We start from the raw sequence: 18459 nt of genomic DNA, 5'->3' as shown, positions 1-18459 counted from the left end.
TCGGTGCCGGAACGGCGAGCGCGAGTCTGCCGAGTCCGCCGCCGAAACTCATATCGACCCCATGGGTTTCGGTAACCTTGCGTATTGAATCAGTGGCGTGATGTCACGGAATTCGAACGTTCCAAGTCCGGAACAGGGCGGTTCTTGATCGGTCCTTGAGGCATGAACTGGCCGGATGGCGTGATCCACCCGTTCGCCGATAGGCCTGAAACACCCCTGAAACAGACCTCTTCACCCGGCGGGCCGCCTCGACATACCCGCGAGTATGGTGCTGACGGCGCGAGCTCGACGACGAGAGGCGGGAGCCGGGGATGGCGAAGCACTGGGCGGATTTCCAGTACGAGATCTACCTGAACGGGATGACGGGTGCCGTGCCGCGCCTGCCCACCGATCTGACCCGGCTCGAGGAGCTGGCCGAGCGGCGGCTCGGGCCCGGTCCCGTCGGGTACGTCGCGGGCAGCGCGGGCGACGGCAGCGCCGCCCGCGCCAACCGGGCGGCCCTGGACCGGCGCAGGATCGTTCCGCGCATGCTGCGGGACGTCCACCGGCGCGACCTGTCGGTCGAGGTGCTGGGCCGCCCGCTGCCCGCCCCACTGGCGCTGGCGCCGGTCGGGGTCCTGTCGATCATGCATCCGGACGCGGAGCCGGCCGCCGCCCGGGCCGCCGCCGCCCAGGGCGTGCCGTACATCCTGTCCTCGGCTTCCAGTACCCCCATGGAGCAGGTCGCCGAGGCGATGGGCGACGCCGAACGCTGGTTCCAGCTCTACTGGCCCAAGGACCGCGAGGTGGCCCGCAGTTTCCTGGAGCGGGCGAGGGCGGCCGGGTACAGCGCGCTGTTCGTCACGCTGGACACGCCCCTGCTGTCGTGGCGACCCCGCGATCTCGACCAGGCGTACCTGCCGTTCCTGCACGGGGTGGGCACGGCCAACTACTTCTCCGACCCGGCGTTCCGGGCGGGCCTGGCGAAGCCCGTGCACGAGGATCCGAACGCGGCCGTGATGCACTTCGTCGGCATGTTCTCCGATCCGGCCAAGACCTGGCCGGACCTGGCGTTCCTGCGGGAGAACTGGGACGGCCCGATCGTGCTGAAGGGCGTCCTGCACCCGGACGACGCCCGGATGGCCGCCGACGCGGGGATGGACGGCGTGGTGGTCTCCAACCACGGCGGCCGTCAGGTGGCCGGCTCCGTCGCGGCGGCCGACGCGCTGCCGCGCGTCGTGGAGGCGGCCGGCGACCGGCTGACCGTGCTGTTCGACAGCGGTGTCCGCACCGGCGACGACGTCTTCAAGGCGCTGGCCCTCGGGGCGCGAGCGGTACTCCTCGGCCGGCCCTACGCCTACGGTCTGGGCCTGGACGGTCAGGCGGGCGTCGAGCACGTGATCCGCTGCCTGCTCGCCGAGCTCGACCTCACCCTGGCCCTGTCGGGGCACTCCTCACCGGCCACGCCGGGACCCGACGACCTCGTCGAGCATCCCGGCTGACCGGCTCGTGCGGAGCGGGGCGACCGAGCGTTCCGCCGGGCTCTCGCCCCCGTCCCGGCCCGCCCCTCACGCACGCCCGCGGATCCGGTACGGCCCTCAGCCGCCCGGCAGTTCCACGGTCCGCGCGTCCGGGGCCTCGGTGCCGGCGATGGACAGGGAGGCGTCCGCCGTCGGCACCGGCTCGGTCCGCCAGCGCTGGGCGTCGGAACCGTCGCGCACCTTGACGACGACGTCGGCGCCCGGCGCGGTGGTGGTGGGGGCGAGGGCGAGCTGCCGCTGCCCGCGGGGCACCAGCTCCTCCCGGTCGGTCAGGTCGTACCGCACGTCCTCGCTCCGCTCGGTGCCCTCGTCGGCGCAGGTACCGAGGACGACGACTCCGGCGTCCGCCCGCGCGTCCAGACACAGCCCCGGGTCGGCGACGCTGCGCAGCAGCCCGTCGTCCTCGTAGGTCCATTGCTGGGTCCACGCGTCGGAGCACGCCGCCAGCCGGGCGCCCGCGCCGGCCTTCGGCTCGTCCCGCACGTCGAGGCAGAGTTCCGCGGCGACGTTGCGCAGCCGGGTCCGGTCCGGCGTCGTGGGCAGCCCCGCCGAGCCCGGTGGTTCGGGGCGGCTGGTCCCGGAGGCTGCCGTGTCACCGCCGACGGCGCTGGTGGAGGCGGCCGGGTCGGCGCCGCCGCCGTCGTACGACCACACGCTCACCACCAGCGCGATGGACAGCACCCCGGCGGACGCGGCGCCGAACTGCCTGAGCATCGAGCGGCCGGAGCGTGACCGGCCGGGCAGCCGGCGCACCGGCAGGGGCACGCGGGCCAGCAGTCCGGGGCGCCCGCCCCGGTGCCGTGCGGCACCCTTGGCGAGGGTGCCGAGGGACGCGCGCCCCGGCCGGGAGTCGAGATAGCGCCGGGCGCCCCAGCCGAGGACCGCTTCGGCGATCAGCGTGCCCAGCCCGCGCTCGAAGTGGCCGAGCTGTTCGGCCGCGTGCCGGCAGTGCCTGCAGTCCGCCAGGTGCTTGCGGACGTCCGGCAGCAGGGCTCCGCCCCGGCGGATCGGGACGTCGAGGAGCCGGCCGTGGAAGCGGCAGTCCTGGGTCGGCGCGAGCTGCCGATGGGCGTCCAGACAACCCTCGCGGAATTTCTCACGCGCGTGTTCGAGGGTGGCCGACGCGGTGTCGGTGTCCATGCCGAGCAGCCCGGCCGGGACACTTATGGGCTCACCCTCGACCTCCGTGTGCCACAGCAAACAACGGGCCGGGCCGGGAAGGGACGCGAATGCCCGCGCGGCCAGGGTGCGGTTTTCCGGAGTCAGGGACTTCGCCGCCCGCATACCCCGCCCCCCGGCGGGTTTCAGCAGGTGCGGGAGAACGCCGGATATCCCGTCGTCCGCGGACCACTGCCGGACCGTGTCCCGGACGGCCACCAGCAGCCGAGGGCGCAGGGCCGTGGCCGGCTCCCCGTGCGCCAGCCGGTCCAGGACCCGGTGCCAGGCGGCGGCGGTGACCATGGCGGTGACCTGTGACGACGTGGCGAGGCAGATGGTCGCGTAGTCATGGGCGGGCTGCCAGTGGCGCGCCATCAGCAGCGCCGCGGCCTGCGAGGCGGCACTGTCCGGGCCGTCCCGCAGCCGGGCGGCCAACAGCTCGTCGGACTCCCCAAAATCCCCGCCCGAGGGCGGGTAAGCGGGCCGAGGGGGGTGGGGGGTGGGCACTGAGATGTTCCTTCCCACGCGCATGTGACTCAGAAGTTCTGGTCGCCGAAAAGGAACCCCGAATGGTGTATACCTTTTGGGCGCGGTGTGGGGAGCGTGAATTCGCCATGGCGAAATTCGGACCTGGTCCGTCAAAGCGCGTGCGAGACCCGGCCTTTACCCCCCGCACGGGTGCTTCACTCTCGCACAAACCACACATGGTCAACAAGGCGAGCGGGCGGCACGGGCCTTCTTTGAAAGAAGGTCAGATTCCGGGGAATTCATGGGCCGTACACGGGCCTTCGGTCCGCCCGTGCCTTCGCGGGTCAGATCTGCCAGGAACGGAGCCGGTCGGCCGCGCCGTAGACGTCGGCCTTGCCCGACATCAGGTCACGCGCGAGGTCGACCAGGGCGCCGTAGGGCGGGTCGATGCCGACATCGCTGGCGTACATGTAGGCCACCGCGGTCGCACAGGCGAAGCGCGCGTTGGCCGAGGGCAGCGGCTTGAGCACGGCGAGGGCGTGCAGCAGGGCGGCCGCCCGCCAGGCCGCGTCGGAGTCCACCCCGAGGCGGGGCGGGTCGACGCGGTGCCGGGCGACGGCGGCGACGAGCGCGGAGAAGTCGTTGACGACGGGCTGCTCCGGCAGCACCTCCTCGTGGCGCTGGAGCAGCCAGGGCACGTCGATGTGCAGGACCGGTGCCATGGGTCAGGCGGCCCGCCCCTCGCCCTGGACGGGCGGTGGTTCGTCGTCCGGGAAGGCGGCCGCGAATTCGTCGGCGTGGGCCGAGAAGAACCGGCGGAAGGCCTCGGCACCCTCCTGAAGCGCCCGGTGCCGGGCTATGTCGGCGGCGGCGGCCTCCCGCACGAGCGCCTTCATCGACGTACCGCGTTCCTTGGCGATCTGCCGCAGGTCCTCTAGCTCGCGGTCGCTGAACTCCACGTTCAGGGCTGGCATGCCTCCCACGGTACCGCGCGGGTACTGACCAGTAAATAGCAGCAGGTCAGGACCGTGCTACGACGGTACCGCGGGAGGCGGACGGGACGGTGGCGCGGTCAGCTCTGGTCGGCCACGAAGGAGGCCATCCGGGCCAGAGCGGCGTTCCAGTTGATGGTGTGCTCGTTGGTCGACCAGGACTGGATGTCGTCGATGAAGCAGAACTGGGCGACGCAGCCCTGGAGTTTGCTCTGTGCGTAGGGGTCCTGGATGTTCGAGTTCGGACCGCCGGACAGGGTGCCGTCGGGCGGCTCGGGCAGCGACGGGTCGAGCTGGTGGGCGTACCAGCGGCTGTGCTGGTTGTGGGCGTTGACCTCGCCGTAGCCGGTGACGTACGACATGTTCAGCGCGTTGCGGCCCAGGATGTAGTCCATGCTCTGGACGGCGCCGTCACGGTACTTCGAGCCGCCGGTGATGTCGTAGGCGGTGGCGAGGACGACGGCGTTGTTGAGCACCTGATGACTGGAACCCCAGTCGTAGACGTTGCCCTCCGGGGCGTAGGGCATGCCGTACGGATGGGCCTTCAGCGTGGCCAGGTAGCGGTCGGCGCCCTGGACGACGGACCGGCGGACCTTGTCCCGGCCGGGGAGTCCGCTCGGCACGGTCGCGAGGTCCAGCCGGGCCGCCGCCGCGGTGCGCGCCCAGTCGAAGCCGAGCGGGCCGAAGATGTCGGCGGTGTGGACCGGGGAGCCGAGCACGCGGTCCCTGAAGTCCCGCTCCCCCGTCGTCAGGTACAGCTCGGCCGCCGCCCAGTAGAACTCGTCCTCGACCTGGCCGTCGGGGTAGGCCCCGCCGCCGATGCCGTCGCTCTCGTCGGCGAGCACGTCCGGGTGGGCGAGGGCCGCGGCGAAGGCCTCGCGGGCCGCGGCGAGCGCCTTGGCGGCGAACTCCCGGTCGTAGGGGCGGTAGAGGCGGGCCGCCTGCGCCGCCGTCGCGGCCAGGTTCAGGGTCGCGGCGGTGGTCGGCGGGTGCAGTTCACGCTTCTGCGGGTCGTCGTCGGGCAGCAGCGGCAACCCGGTCCACGCCTCGTCGTGGATCTTGTGATGGGCCATGCCGGCCAGCGGCTGCCCGTCCGGCACCTGCATCTTCAGCAGGAAGTCCAGCTCCCAGCGGACCTCGTCGAGGATGTCCGGCACCTTGTTGCCGCTCTCCGGGATGGCGAGGGTGCCGTCGCCGAGCTTGGACGGCTCCCCGGTGCGGGCGTGCAGGGAGCGCTCGTAGGTGCTGAGCAGCTCCCAGGTGGAGATGCCACCGTTCACGACGTACTTCCCGTGGTCGCCGGCGTCGTACCAGCCGCCGGAGACGTCGAGGGTGTAGTCGCACTCGCCGGGCCGGCAGGGCACCTCGGTGTCCCCCTGGTTGGGCGCCACGCCCACGTGTCCGGCCGGGCGGGCGTAGCCCGGGCGCAGCTCGTCGCTGATGGCGATGCCGCTGCGCTGCGTGTAGTAGTACTTCGCGGAGTCGGTGCGCAGCCGTTCGTAGGCGGCCGTGCCGATGTCGAAGGGGCGGCTGGTCTCCCCGTCGGCGACCAGGGTGTAGCCCTCGCCGGGCCTCTGGTGGCGGCCGAAGTCGATCGAGTGGACGTTCTGTCCGGAGGAGGCGTCCACGCCGCGCGGCACGCTCCAGCCCTGGGCCACGGTCCGGCCGCCGTCGTCCTTCAGCTGCCACGGGAGGCGCGAGGTGGCGTCGGTGACGAGGGTGGCGTTCTTCGGGCCGGACGGCAGGTAGCCGACCTGGTTGACCCGGACCCGCGGCCCGGTGTCGGGCACGTGCGGCTCGGGTGCCACCCCGCCCAGCAGGGACACGTCGTCCACGCAGAAGCGCCAGGCGTCGGGCGTGCCGCCGAGCTGGAAGCCGACCTGGCCCTGGGTGGTGTCGACGGGCGAGGTGAAGGTGTACGAGTAGGTGTTGCCGGAGACGCTCAGCTGCGGACTGACCTCGTGGTAGGTGTCGTACGGGGACACCGACAGGCCCACGATCGCCCGGACCACGTGGTCGGCGGGCGTGCCGGTCGCGGAGAAGGAGAACCGGTACGACTCCCCCGCGACCAGGGTGACGTCGTTCTGGCCGACGGCCGCGTCCCAGCGGTTGGCGGTGCCGCCGGGGGCGTCGGCGCACAGCCGGCCGTCGGACACGCCGGCGGTGACGTTGCTGCTCGACCACCAGGATTCGGTGCCGTTGTCGAACGTCCCGTTCTTGACCTGTTCGGTCTCCTCGGCCCCGGCCGGGGCGGCGGGCACCGTGGTGACGGCCGCCGCCAGCAGGGCCGTCAGGGAGACGGCGAGTGCGGTTCTGCGTCTTTTCACGTCTGGGCTCCTCAAGGGAGGTGCGGGGGTGACGCTCACGTCGGTGGGATGTGCTCACAGGAATGGGAGCGCTCCCAAAGGGGTCGCAGGCCATGCTTGTGGCAGACATGACACCCCGTCAACGGTCCGGACGGGAATGGTTTCCCGTCCGGACCCGCGAGCGGCGTCAGGCCGTGGGGGCCTCCAGCCGGCTGATGCGGACCGCTCCCTGCACCTCGCCGGGGTGACGGCTGGTCATCGTGAGACGGACGCGGGAGCCGCGTATCGCGCCGAAGGTGATGACGGTGGGCGCGTCGGACGCGGTGGCCCAGTCGGTGCGTGTGCCCTCCGCCGCGCGCCAGACGCGGCCGTCCCAGACCGCGACCTCGACCGTCGCGGGCAGGCTGTGTCCGGCGTCGACGGTGAAGGACACCTCCAGGCGGTCGTACCTGCGCCTGCGGCCGTGGTCCACCGAGACCCAGTCCTCGGCACGGGCGCCCTCGAAGGCGGGCAGCAGGGCGGTGGCCGCCTTGTGGAAGCCGTTGGACCAGCCGGTGGCCGGGTCGCCGTCGAGCATGGCGCCGGGGAGGGTGTCGGGGCGGCCGGAGTAGCTCGCGTCCGCGTGCGGGTGGGCCACGGGGGCCGGGTGATCGGCGGAGAACCGGGGGGCCGGCGTGGTCGCGGGGTCCTCGGCCCGCCGGGTCCGCACGGTCGCCGTGCCCGTACGCAGCCCGTCCGCGCGTGCCGTGACCCGCAGCGCCCCGGGTCCGGTGCCCGACCGCACGATGGCCAGTGCCTTGCCGTGGAAGGCGGTGCGGGTACTGGCCTGGTAGCGCTCGGCGCTCTCCTGGCGTCCGTTGTCCAGTCCGGCCAGGGAGCCGCCCGCCACCTCGAAGGAGAGCAGGTGCTCGGCGCCGGGCACCACCACGCCGCGCCGGTCGACCACCTCGGCGGTGACGAAGACCAGGGAACGGCCGTCGGCGGGGACGTCCGCACGGTCCGCGGTGAGGCGCACGGCGTGCGGCGGGCCGGCGGTGCGCAGGACGTCGGTGGCGACCACTCTGCCGCCCCGCCGGGCCACGGCCTTCAGCTCGCCCGGCTCGAAGGGCACCGACCAGGCCAGGTGCAGTTTGCCGGCGCTGCCGTTCGGGCTGGTGTAACTGCCGGGGTAGGGACCGTCGGTGAAGGTCTTGTCGTCACCGGTGGCCTCGGTGGTCTCCAGGTAGGCACGGCCGTCGACGGTCTTCTTGGTGTCGAACGCGCGGGTGCCCAGGGACCTCCCGTTCAGGTACAGCTCCACGGTGCCGACGTTCGCGTACGCCCAGACCTCGACGGTGTCGCCCTCGCGGTGGTTCCAGGTCGTCGGCAGCAGGTGGACCATCGGCTCGTCCGTCCACTGGCTCCGGAACAGGTGGTACATGTCCTTCGGGAAGCCGGCGGTGTCGACCGCGCCGAAGAAGGAGGCCTTCACCGGGAAGACGTCGTACGGCGTGGGCTCCCCGATGTAGTCGATGCCGGACCACAGGAACTGGCCGGCGAACCACTTCCGGTCCCGGTCCTTCTTGTGGCCGTACTCGCCGCTCATGGTCCAGGAGGCGAGGTTGTTGTCGTAGGACGAGGTGGCGCGCCTGCCCGGCGTCTGGTTCTCGCCGGTGTTGAGGTGCTCCGGCTCCTGGTAGGTGCCGCGCGTGGAGGTCTCGGACGACGACTCGGACTCGAAGAGGAACAGGTGCGGGTAGGCCGCGTGCAGGTCGTCCACCGACTTGGCGGTGTTGTAGTTGAGGCCCAGCCCGTCGAGCTTGGCCAGCATCAGATCGGCAGCGGACCCCTTGGCCGGCATGCGGCGGTACTTGTCGGAGCCGATGACCAGCGGACGGGTGTCGTCGGCGGCCCGGATCGCGTCGATGATCCGGTCGGCCATGGCGAGCCCGGCGGTGGAGGTGGAGTCGGGGACCTCGTTGCCGATCGACCACATCACCACGGCGGGCGAGTTGCGGGCCGCGAGCACCATCTCGGTGGCATCCCTCTCGCACCACTCGTCGAAGAACCGGCCGTAGTCGTAGGTGTTCTTGCCGGTGCGCCAGCAGTCGAAGGCCTCCACCAGCATGATGATGCCCAGCTCCTCGCAGACCTCGATCATCTCGGGCGCCGGCGGGTTGTGGGAGGTGCGGAAGGCGTTGACGCCCATCGACTTCATGAGGGTCATCTGGCGGCGGATCGCGTCGGTGCTCACGGCGGCGCCGAGCGCGCCCAGGTCGTGGTGCAGGTCGACGCCCTTGATCTTGGCGTACCTGCCGTTGAGGTGGAAGCCCTCCTCGGGATCGACGTGGAAGGTGCGGACGCCGAACGGGGTGCGGTAGGTGTCGACCGTCCGCCCGCCGACGCGCAGTTCGGTGTGCAGGGTGTAGCGGTGCGGGTCCGCGAAGTCCCACAGGCGGGGGCGGGGGACGGTGAGTTCGTGGGTCTCGCCCGCCTCGTCGGTGACGGTGGCCGTGGAGGCCGCGCGGGCGACGGTGCGGCCGTCGGCGTCCTTCACCGCCGAGCGGATCTCGACCTCGCGGGGGCTGCCGGAGGTGTTCACGACGTTCGTCGCCACCCGGACGACGGCACGCTCCTCGCTCACCCGCGGGGTGGTGACGTACGTGCCCCAGCGCCGCACGTGCACCGCTTCGGTGACGACGAGGCGGGCCTCGCGGTAGATGCCGCTGCCGGAGTACCAGCGGCTGCTGGGCAGCCGGTTGCGCACCCGCACCGCGAGGACGTTCTCGGTGCGGCCGTCGGTGTGCACCAGGTCGGTGAGGTCGAGGGCGAAGCCCGTGTACCCGTAGGGGTGGTGGCCCACCTCCCGGCCGTTGCAGTGGATGTGGGCGTCCATGTACACGCCGTCGAACTCGACCGAGATCCGCTTCCCGGCGAGGGCGGGCGGCAGGGTGAAGGCGAGGCGGTACCAGCCGAGGCCGCCCGGGAGGAACCCGGTGCCGCTGGTGGTGCCGTGCTCGGTGGTGGGCGTCTGCTCGATGCTCCAGTCGTGCGGGACGGCGACCTCGCGCCAGGCCGAGTCGTCGTACGCGGGGTCGGCGGCGCCGGTCGTGTCGTCGGCGGAGCCGTCGGGGTCCGCCAGCAGGAAGCGCCAGCCGTCGCGCAGGGGGATGACGCCGCGGCCCGCACGGCCCCCGGGGGCGTCCGCGGCCCATGCCGGCGAGGAGCCGAGCACCGCCCCGGCCGCCGGCGTCGCGGCGGAGGCGATCAGGACCGTTCTGCGCGTGACCGTCATGCGGATCTCCCTCATCAAGACAACAGAGCTCAGAAACACTCGCAACTGATCGCGACCAAACAGATTCTGACGTCGCGCCACATGCGCCCGTCAAGAGCACAGAAAGCCTTTTCTGTCCCGTGCGGTCCGCCGGCTCGGTGGCCCCTGGGTCACCGGGGTCCCGCGGGCCCCGTGGTTCGGGTCCGCGCGGAGCCCGGACGCACTAGGCTGGTGTTCAGGTGACGCGCTGTTCACCATGGGTGTGCGCAATGGAGTGGCGACGATGAGTCCGGTCAACCCGTTCGACGATGCCGCCACGGCCCGCGTCGTCGTCGACGACTCCGGCACCTTGCGGGAGTGGAACGAGGGCGCCCGCCGGCTGCTGGGCCATCCCGCCGCCGAGGTCGTGGGACGCCCCGCCGCCGGCCTGCTGGCCGACGGCACCGACGGCCCCCGGCCCGGACCCGGCGACGAACGCTGGAACGGCACACTGGCCCTGCGGCACCGTGACGGGCACACCGTCTCCGTGTGGGTGCTCGCCCACCGCAGACCGTCGCCGGACGGCGCCCCCGGCACGTGGCTCGCGGTCTCCCCGCTGGACCGCGGCCCCGAACGCCCGGAGGACCCGCTGGTCGCGGCGGCCCTCACCCAGTCCCCCTGCGCCACGATGATCTTCGACGACCGGCTTCGGCTGCGCGGCGTCAACGACGTCATGGCGCGGCTCCTCGGCCTCCCGGCGGACCTGGTCCGCGGTCTGCGCCCCACCGACCTCGGCAGCAAGCCGCAGAACACGGAGCTCGAGCGGCGCCTGCGGCAGGTGCTCGACACCGGCCGCACGTACGACATGCACACCCACCTCAAGGCCACCGGTGAGAGCCGCGCCCACGCGTGGCACGCGCGGATCGCGCCCCTCAGCGACCCCGGCGGACAGGTGCGCGGTGCCTGCGTGAGCGCCCACGACTTCACCGAGCAGCACCTCTCCCGGGAGCGACTGCACCTGGTCAACGAGGCCAGCGTGCGCATCGGCACCACGCTGGACGTGACCCGTACCGCACAGGAGCTGGCGGACGTGTGCGTCCCCACGCTGGCGGACTTCGTGAGCGTCGACCTGCTGGACGCGCAGGAGCACGGCGGTGAGCCCGCCGCCGTGCCGGCGCCGCCGGTGGGCCTGCGCCGCGCGGCCCACCAGTCGGTCAACCCGGGATGCCCGGAGGCGGTGGCCGAGCCGGGGCGGCTGGACGTCTACCCGGCCGGATCGCCCCAGGCCGAATGCCTGGTCGCGGGCCGCGCGATCGTCGCCGAGGTGCCCAGCGGCGACCTGGAGCGCTGGCGGGAGTGGGATCCGGTGCGCGTCCAGCGGGTGGAGGAGTACGGCATCCACTCCACGATGTCCGTGCCGTTGCAGGCCCGGGGCACCACCCTCGGTGTCGCGGTGTTCACCCGCTTCCGGCGGCCCTACCCCTTCACGGACGACGACCGGCTGCTCGCCGAGGAGGTCACCGCCCGCGCCGCCGTCTGCATCGACAACGCCCGCCGCTACTCCCGCGAGCGGGAGTCGACGCTGACCCTGCAGCGCAGCCTGCTCCCCCGGTGGCTGCCGCCCACCGCCGCGGTGGAGGCGGCCTCCCGCTACCTGCCGGCGGCGCGCTCCGGGGTCGGCGGCGACTGGTTCGACGTCATCCCGCTGTCCGGGATGCGGGTGGCGATGGTCGTCGGGGACGTCGTCGGCCACGGCATCCAGGCCTCGGCCACCATGGGCCGGCTGCGCACCGCGGTCCGCACGCTCGCCGACATCGATCTGACGCCCGACGAACTCCTCACCCACCTCGACGACCTGGTCGTCCGGCTGTCCGAGGAGTCCGGCGACGACGGCACCGGCGAGGTCGGCGCCACCTGCCTGTACGCGGTGTACGACCCGGTGTCGCGGCGCTGCTCGCTGGCCCGGGCCGGGCACCCGGCACCGGTCCTGGTCCCGCCGGAGGGCCCGCCCCGGCAGATCGACCTGCCCTCCGGCCCCCCGCTCGGCGTGGGCGGGCTGCCGTTCGAGTCCGCCGAGCTGGAGCTGCGCGAGGGCAGCGTGCTGTCGTTCTACACCGACGGGCTGGTGGAGAGCCGGGAGCGGGACGCCGACGCCGGTCAGACGCTGCTGCGCGAGGCGCTGGTCCCCTCCACCGACTCGCTGGACACCCTGTGCGACCGGGTGCTGCACGCCCTGCTGCCGTCGGGCGGCGCCGCCGACGACGTGGCCCTGCTGCTGGCCCGGACCCGGGGGCTGCCCGCCGGTCAGGTCGCCACCTGGGACATCCCGAACGACCCGTCGCTGGTCGCCCCCGTCCGCAAACAGGTCGTCGAGCAACTGTCCGTCTGGTCCCTGCTGGAGGCGTCGTTCACGGCGGAACTGGTGGTGAGCGAGCTGGTGACCAACGCCATCCGGTACGGCTCCCCGCCCATCCGGCTGCGACTGATCCACGACAGGGCGACGCTGATCTGCGAGGTCTCCGACACCAGCCACACCGCGCCGCACCTGCGCCGGGCCAAGACCTGGGACGAGGGCGGCCGCGGTCTGCTGCTGGTGGCCCAGCTGACCCAGCGCTGGGGCAGCCGGCACACGACCGAGGGCAAGACGATCTGGGCGGAACTGGGGCTGCTCGACGAGGAGTGACCGGGGGGAGCGCGCGGACGGGTACCGGGCGCGCCCTCGTTTCCCGGCCCGTGCGGCGGGACACTCGAGAGCACAGGGCGTACGGCGCCGTCCCGCGCGGCGGGCCGTGCGCGGCACCTCACGGGAGTGTGGAGAAGCGATGCCGAACACGTCCCAGCCCCTGTGCCGGACGGCCCTGCTCGCGAGTGCGCTCGCGGTGCTCGGCGTACTGACCGCGTGCGGCAGCGAGAGCGGCACGCCGAGCGCGAGCACCCCGCGAGCCACCGAGGCCCCGAGCACGCCCGGCCCGGACTCCGGTGCCGCCACCGCGCCCGCCGACGGCACCACGCCCAGCGACACCGCCGGATCGGCCTCCGCCTCGGCCCGCACCGACGGCCGCTGCCACACCTCCGAGCTGCGCGCCGCCGTCGGCCGCGTCGACCCGGGCGCCGGACAGCGCAACTTCCCGGTCGTGCTGACCAACACCTCCGACCGCACCTGCACGGTGTACGGCTATCCGGGCGCCGCGTTCGTGGACGCGTCCGGCGAGCAGCTCGGCCCGGACCCCGACCGCGCGCCCTCCTCCCCCGTGACGCTCACCCTGACGCCCGGGAAGAGCGCGTGGGCCGGACTGTCCTTCTCCAGCCCGCAGATCAGCGGCGCCCGCACCGCGACCCCGGCGGCCCTGCTGGTCACCCCGCCGGACGAGCGGGACCCCATCGAGGTCGCGTGGACGGCCGGTGAGGTCCCGGTGGGCGGCGACGAGTCGTCGGTGTCCGTCACCGCCCTGGAAGCGGGGACCGGGCCCTGAGGCGACGGGGCGCTCCCCGCGGGGTCAGTGACCGGCGATCGGGTGCGGCGCGTAGGGCCGCTCCAGTTCCTCGGCTTCCTTCTCGGTGAGCGTCAGTTCGACCGCCGCCACGGCGTCCTCGAGGTGCCGCGACTTCGAGGCGCCGATGATCGGCGCGGTCACCGTGGAGCGGTGCAGCAGCCAGGCCAGGGCCACCTGGGCGCGCGGCACGCCGCGGTCGCCGGCGATGCGGGTGACGGCGTCCACCACGGCACGGTCGCCCTCCTGGTAGAGGGTGCTGCCGAAGTTGTCGGTGGCGCTGCGCTCGGTGGCGGTGTCCCAGTCGCGGGTGAGGCGGCCGCGGGCGAGCGGGCTCCAGGGCAGCACGCCGACGCCCTGGTCCGCGCAGAGGGGCAGCATCTCCCGCTCCTCCTCGCGGTACAGGAGGTTGTAGTGGTTCTGCATCGACACGAACTTCGTCCAGCCGTGCCGCTCGGCGGTGTACTGCATCTTCGAGAACTGCCAGGCGTACATCGAACTGGCCCCGAGGTAGCGGGCCTTGCCCGCCTTCACCAGGTCGTGCAGCGCTTCCATCGTCTCCTCGACCGGGGTGTGCGGGTCGAAACGGTGGATCTGGTAGAGGTCGACGTAGTCGGTGCCCAGGCGCCGCAGGCTGTGGTCGATCTCGGTCATGATCGCCTTGCGGGACAGTCCGCCGCCGTTGGGGCCGGGCCGCATCGTGCCGTGCACCTTGGTCGCGAGCACGATGTCGTCGCGGCGGGCGAAGTCGCGCAGCGCCTTGCCGACGATCTCCTCGCTGGTGCCGTCCGAGTAGACGTTGGCCGTGTCGAAGAAGTTGATGCCGGCGTCCAGGGCCTGCCGGATCAGCGGACGCGAGGCCTCCTCGTCGAGGGTCCACTCGTGTGTGCCGCGGTCGGGCACACCGTAGGTCATGCAGCCCAGGCAGATCCGCGAGACGTCCAGGCCCGTCGAACCGAGCTTCACGTACCGCATCGTTGCTGCTCCTGTCTTCGGGATCATCAGTGACAGTCGCGAGCGTACGGCTTGGTGCGGACTCGAAGACCGGGCGGGTCAGCGCGGTTCGAGCAGGTCCAGCGCCCGTTCCCAGGCGAAGTCCGGCCGCCCGCCGCCCGGCGTCGCCTCCCCGCCGCGGGGGTCGCCGAAGCGCACGCCCATCCCGCGCAGCCGTGCCAGGCTCTCCCGGTACGCGGGGTGGGACGCCAGCGCGTCGGCGACGCACGGCAGTACGGCGACGGGCACGCCCAGGCCGCAGGCCTCGCACAGGGTGGCCACGGCCAGGGTGTCGGCCAGTCCGGCCGCCCACTTGTTGACCGTGTTGAAGGTGGCGGGCGCGACCACGACGGCGTCCGGCGCCGGGAAGGGCCGCGGATCGCCGGGGCGGCGCCAGGCGGAGCGGATGGGGCGGCCGGTCCGCTCCTCGACGGCGGCGGTGTCGAAGAAGCCGTCCATGGCGACCGGGGTCGCGAAGACGCCGACCTCCCAGCCGCGTCGCTGCGCGGCGGCGATCAGTTCGGTGACGTCCGAGGCCACACCCGCGGCGCAGACGACGACGTAGAGGAAGGGTTTCCGGGCGCTCCCGGCCTGTTCGCTCACCCCGGAACCCTACTGAACGGGCCGTGGGCCGTGGATGCGGCGGTCCGACTCCTCGATGGCCACGTCGTTGATGCTCGCCTCCCGCCGGGTCATGAGGCCGTGCTCGTCGAACTCCCACAGCTCGTTGCCGTAGGAGCGCCACCACTGGCCGTCGGCGTCGTGGGACTCGTATTGGAAGCGGACGGCGATGCGGTTGCCGTCGAAGGCCCACAGGTCCTTGCGCAGCGCGTACGCGCGCTCGCGCGCCCACTTGGCGGTGAGGAACTCGACGATGGCCGGGCGGCCCGTGAGGAACGTGTCGCGGTTGCGCCAGACGGAGTCCTCGGAATAGGCGAGCGCGACCCGGTGCGGGTCCCGGGTGTTCCAGGCGTCCTCGGCCGCCCGCACCTTGCGGGCGGCGGTCTCGCGGGTGAACGGCGGCAGGGGCGGACGGTCGGTCGTCATGGCTCAACCTCCGGGGGAGCAGCGGAGAACGCACGTTCTCTTCCAGGGCTGCTACCGTAGGAGAACGTGCGTTCTCCCGTCAAGGGACACCGGCCGGACCGCGCGGGGAACACCGCGGGCAGCGGTTTCGGAAGGAGGACACCATGGACGACGAGGCCGCCCGCGAGCGGGCGCTGGACGCGGCGGAGCGACTTTTCTACGCGCGGGGCGTGCAGGCCGTCGGCATGGACGACGTCCGCGGCGACTCCGGCGTCTCCCTCAAGCGCCTCTACCGGCTGTTCCCGGCCAAGGAGCAGCTCGTGGTGGCCTATCTGGAGCGGCGTGACGTGCGCTGGCGGGGGCGGCTGGCGGAGTACGTCGACCGGCACGGGGAGCCCGGCCCCCGGATCCTGGCCGTCTTCGACTGGCTCGGGCAGTGGTTCGCCGAGCCCGGCTTCCGCGGCTGCGCGTGGATCAACGCGTACGGCGAACTGGGGGCCACCTCCGCCCCGGTGACGGACCGGGTGCGGGCGCACAAGGAGGCGTTCCGCGCGTTCCTCGACCGCCTGGCGACCGAAGCGGGACTGCCCACCGCGGTGGGCGGGCAGCTGTTCCTGCTGGCCGAGGGTGCCATGGTCTCGGCGGGCGTCAGCGGAGGTACCGAGCCCGCTCGACAGGCCCGCGAGGCGGCACGGATCCTGCTGGCCGCCGCGGGGGCTCAGGCCGCGACCACGGCCCCTTCCGGGATCAGCCCACCGTCCGCGGGACGCTGATGGCGCCCACCGGGCACGCCCGGGCCGCCTCCCGTACCAGCGGGCTGCCGCCGCCGTCCTCCCGGCCGGGCAGCACCTCGCTGTAGCCGTCGTCGTCCTGGGTGAACACGTCCGGGGCGGTCAGGGCGCACTGGCCCGCGCCGATGCAGGTGTCCTTGTCGATGCCGATGCGCATGCCGGGAGTAGGGGCAGGTCCGGTCCTGCGGGAAGGCGACGGGTGCCGTCGTGTCCCCGGCCGTCGTCGTGTCGGTGTCCGTCATGGAAGACCTCGCAGACGAAGAGTGCGTCGTGCCGGTGCTCATTAGATGCCCCAGGCACCTACACGGCGACGCGAAGTTCGGCCAGATCGGTGACGGGCGCCGGCCGGCCGGGGAACTCCGCCGGGCGGGCCGTCGCCGGCGGGCGGCCCTAGGGGGTGAACGCCCGGGCCACGGCGAGGCTGTCCTCGTACACGTGGTGACGGACGACCAGGCCGTCGCGGACCGTCAGGTGCAGGGCGAAGGTGGCTCGATAGGGCCGCCCGGTGGTCGCGGCGGTCTGCCGGATCTCGCCGAGCACCACGGCGTCCTCGCCGTCGACCAGGATGCGCTCGATCCGGGTGTCCGCCCGGTCCGGCACATGGTGCGCGGCCAGTCGGCGGTAGTGGTCGGCGGCGTCCGCCCGGGTGCGCCGGTGCCGGATCCACGGGGTGGCGGCGCGGCCGTGTTCGTCCTCGGGCCAACTCAGCCGCCAGTCGGCCGACTCGTCGTACAGCTCGGCGATCCGGTCCGGGTCGCCCTGGCCTATTCTGCGCAGCAGCTCCTCGACCGTGGCGCGGGTGGTCGTACCGTCTCCGGTGGCGGTGGTCATCGGCGGCGTCTCCTTCGGCTGGGTCTTCGTGCGGACGAGGACGACTGTGCCGCACGGCCGCCGTTGGCGCGATGACGCGCGAGGTCATTGCGCCGCGGGAGGTCCGCGGGCGGAATGCGGTAAGGATGGACGCTGCACCGCCGGTGGCCACCGCGGTGCCGGTCAGTCGTACGACGCGATGATGGGACGGATGCCATGCCTCTTGACGGCGAATACGAACCCAGCCCGACGCAGTGGGTGCGCGAACAGGTCGAGCTCTACGAGAGCTCCGGCGGGACCAGGGGCACGACCCTGATGGACACGGGCATGCCCGTCATCGTGCTCACCACGCGGGGCGCGCGGAGCGGCAAGATCCGCAAGACCCCGCTGATGCGCGTCGAGCACGAGGGCCGCTACGCCGTGGTCGCCTCGCTGGGCGGGGCGCCCAAGCACCCGGTCTGGTACCACAACATCAAGTCCGATCCCCACGTGGAACTGCAGGACGGCCCGGTGAAGCGGGACATGACGGCCCGTGAGGTCACCGGCACGGAGAAGGCCGAGTGGTGGGAGCGTGCCGTCGCGGCGTACCCGCCGTACGCCGACTACCAGAAGAAGACGGACCGGGAGATCCCGGTGTTCGTCCTGGACCCGTCCGACGGAAGCTGAGCTCCGGGCGGCCGGAAGTTTCTCCGAAGCCGTGTGCATGGTCCGGCGACCGCCGGGAACGCGTGCCTCAGGCCCCGCCGCGCTCCCCCGTCGCGGCGGGGCTTTCCGCTGCCTCCTCGGCGAGCCGGTCGGTGACGTCGAGGAAGATCTGCCGCGCCTCGGGTACGGTGCGCGCGATCGACCTCTTGATGCGCACCGCGACCTCCTCCACCCGCTCGCTGTCCAGGCCGGGCACCAGGTCGATGCGGGCGGCCACCAGGGTGGAGTCCAGTCCGGTCTTCATGGTGAACAGCGCCTCGACGCTGTCGATCTCCGGCTGCGCCTGCAGCAGCGACCGGATGCGGCCGCTGGCCTCCGGGTCGGCGGCCTCGCCGATCAGCTGGTCGCGGGCCTCGCGGCCCAGCCGGTACGCCACGTACACGAGCAGCGCGCCGATCGCGAGCGAGGCGCAGGCCTCCCACACCACCTGTCCGGTGACCATGTGCAGGATCATGCCGGTCATCGCGAGGGTCACGCCGAGCACCGCGGTGCCGTCCTCGGCGACGACCGTGCGCAGGGCCGGATCGCGCAGCCCGGTGGCGAGCCCGCCCTGGCCCCGCACCTGGTACAGGGCCCGCAGCAGGGAGGCTCCCTCGGCGAGCAGGGCGACGCCGAGCACGATCAGCCCGGCCACGTAGCCGCCGAGCTCCTCCTGGGCGCCGGTGCGCAGGGCCTCGACCCCTTGGTAGAAGGAGAAGCAGCCGCCCATCACGAAGATGCCGACGGCTGCCAGCAAGGACCAGAAGAACCGTTCCTTGCCGTAGCCGAAGGGGTGCCGGCGGTCGGCGGGGCGGCGGCTGCGGCGCAGGGCGGCGAGCAGGAAGACCTCGTTCATGCTGTCGGCCACCGAGTGCGCCGCCTCCGACAGCAGCGCGGGCGAGCCCGCCACGAGACCCCCCACCGCCTTGGCGGCGGCTATCACCAGGTTGGCCGCGAGCGCGACCAGAACCGTGACACGCGTCCTGCG

The 18459-nt window shown here is 72.8% G+C and carries 16 protein-coding genes; 5 read left to right on the top strand and 11 right to left on the bottom strand.

Features of this window, described 5'->3' with window-relative positions; genetic code table 11:
• Nucleotides 1-311: 311 nt before the first annotated feature.
• The gene (locus SAM23877_RS32120; RefSeq protein WP_053140847.1) at nt 312-1481 is read left to right on the top strand and encodes a lactate 2-monooxygenase; all 1170 of its coding nucleotides are present in this window, start codon (nt 312-314) and stop codon (nt 1479-1481) included.
• 96 nt (nt 1482-1577) lie between these two features.
• On the opposite strand, the gene SAM23877_RS32115 is transcribed toward SAM23877_RS32120, so the two are convergent.
• The 5 genes from SAM23877_RS32115 to SAM23877_RS32095 form a co-directional block, all read right to left on the bottom strand.
• Nucleotides 1578-3185: an RICIN domain-containing protein gene (locus tag SAM23877_RS32115; RefSeq protein WP_053140844.1), complete on the bottom strand. Its 1608-nt coding sequence runs from the start codon at nt 3183-3185 to the stop codon at nt 1578-1580.
• Nucleotides 3186-3490: 305 nt separating this feature from the next.
• Nucleotides 3491-3868 (bottom strand): hypothetical protein, encoded by a 378-nt coding sequence (locus tag SAM23877_RS32110; protein ID WP_053140841.1) that lies wholly within the window; start codon nt 3866-3868, stop codon nt 3491-3493.
• Nucleotides 3869-3871: 3 nt separating this feature from the next.
• The gene (locus tag SAM23877_RS32105; protein ID WP_053140837.1) at nt 3872-4120 is read right to left on the bottom strand and encodes a hypothetical protein; all 249 of its coding nucleotides are present in this window, start codon (nt 4118-4120) and stop codon (nt 3872-3874) included.
• Nucleotides 4121-4218: 98 nt separating this feature from the next.
• A complete protein-coding gene (locus SAM23877_RS32100; RefSeq protein WP_053140834.1) occupies nt 4219-6465 on the bottom strand; it encodes a glycoside hydrolase family 9 protein in 2247 nt (748 codons plus the stop codon).
• Nucleotides 6466-6631: 166 nt separating this feature from the next.
• Nucleotides 6632-9718, bottom strand: a complete 3087-nt coding sequence (locus tag SAM23877_RS32095) for a glycoside hydrolase family 2 TIM barrel-domain containing protein (protein ID WP_053140831.1) — start codon at nt 9716-9718, stop codon at nt 6632-6634.
• Nucleotides 9719-9980: 262 nt separating this feature from the next.
• Here SAM23877_RS32095 and SAM23877_RS32090 point away from each other — a divergent pair, with 262 nt between their 5' ends.
• Nucleotides 9981-12359: a SpoIIE family protein phosphatase gene (locus SAM23877_RS32090; RefSeq protein ID WP_053140828.1), complete on the top strand. Its 2379-nt coding sequence runs from the start codon at nt 9981-9983 to the stop codon at nt 12357-12359.
• Between the two features lie 139 nt (nt 12360-12498).
• Complete coding sequence (locus tag SAM23877_RS32085; RefSeq protein ID WP_053140825.1) at nt 12499-13149, top strand: DUF4232 domain-containing protein; 651 nt, start codon at nt 12499-12501, stop codon at nt 13147-13149.
• 24 nt (nt 13150-13173) lie between these two features.
• On the opposite strand, the gene SAM23877_RS32080 is transcribed toward SAM23877_RS32085, so the two are convergent.
• From SAM23877_RS32080 to SAM23877_RS32070, 3 genes are all read right to left on the bottom strand, one after another.
• Complete coding sequence (locus tag SAM23877_RS32080) at nt 13174-14142, bottom strand: aldo/keto reductase (protein ID WP_053140823.1); 969 nt, start codon at nt 14140-14142, stop codon at nt 13174-13176.
• A 78-nt stretch (nt 14143-14220) separates the two neighbouring features.
• Nucleotides 14221-14763 carry a flavoprotein gene (locus SAM23877_RS32075; protein ID WP_053140820.1) on the bottom strand — a complete coding sequence of 181 codons (543 nt, stop codon included), beginning with the start codon at nt 14761-14763 and terminating at the stop codon, nt 14221-14223.
• Nucleotides 14764-14772: 9 nt separating this feature from the next.
• Entirely contained in the window at nt 14773-15207 is a 435-nt protein-coding gene (locus SAM23877_RS32070) for a nuclear transport factor 2 family protein (protein ID WP_053140817.1), read from the bottom strand.
• A gap of 143 nt (nt 15208-15350) precedes the next feature.
• Between SAM23877_RS32070 and SAM23877_RS32065 the strand changes: the two genes are divergently transcribed.
• On the top strand, nt 15351-15959 hold the full coding sequence (locus SAM23877_RS32065) for a TetR/AcrR family transcriptional regulator (protein WP_053140814.1): 609 nt from the start codon (nt 15351-15353) through the stop codon (nt 15957-15959).
• On the opposite strand, the gene SAM23877_RS32060 is transcribed toward SAM23877_RS32065, so the two are convergent.
• Nucleotides 15934-16134, bottom strand: coding sequence for a ferredoxin (locus SAM23877_RS32060; RefSeq protein ID WP_053140810.1), 201 nt, complete (start codon nt 16132-16134; stop codon nt 15934-15936). The genes SAM23877_RS32065 and SAM23877_RS32060 overlap by 26 nt on opposite strands.
• A 233-nt stretch (nt 16135-16367) precedes the next feature.
• Complete coding sequence (locus SAM23877_RS32055) at nt 16368-16808, bottom strand: nuclear transport factor 2 family protein (protein WP_053140806.1); 441 nt, start codon at nt 16806-16808, stop codon at nt 16368-16370.
• A 195-nt stretch (nt 16809-17003) separates the two neighbouring features.
• On the opposite strand from SAM23877_RS32055, the gene SAM23877_RS32050 reads away from it, so the two are divergent.
• Entirely contained in the window at nt 17004-17453 is a 450-nt protein-coding gene (locus SAM23877_RS32050; RefSeq protein WP_053140803.1) for a nitroreductase family deazaflavin-dependent oxidoreductase, read from the top strand.
• Between the two features lie 67 nt (nt 17454-17520).
• On the opposite strand, the gene SAM23877_RS32045 is transcribed toward SAM23877_RS32050, so the two are convergent.
• Nucleotides 17521-18438 carry a cation diffusion facilitator family transporter gene (locus tag SAM23877_RS32045; RefSeq protein ID WP_053143072.1) on the bottom strand — a complete coding sequence of 306 codons (918 nt, stop codon included), beginning with the start codon at nt 18436-18438 and terminating at the stop codon, nt 17521-17523.
• Nucleotides 18439-18459 lie beyond the last annotated feature (21 nt).

It is taken from the genome of Streptomyces ambofaciens ATCC 23877, from assembly GCF_001267885.1.
GTDB lineage: Bacteria > Actinomycetota > Actinomycetes > Streptomycetales > Streptomycetaceae > Streptomyces > Streptomyces ambofaciens.
The sequence above is the reverse complement of the archived record's forward strand: the minus strand, read 5'-3'. Positions and strand labels throughout refer to the sequence as shown.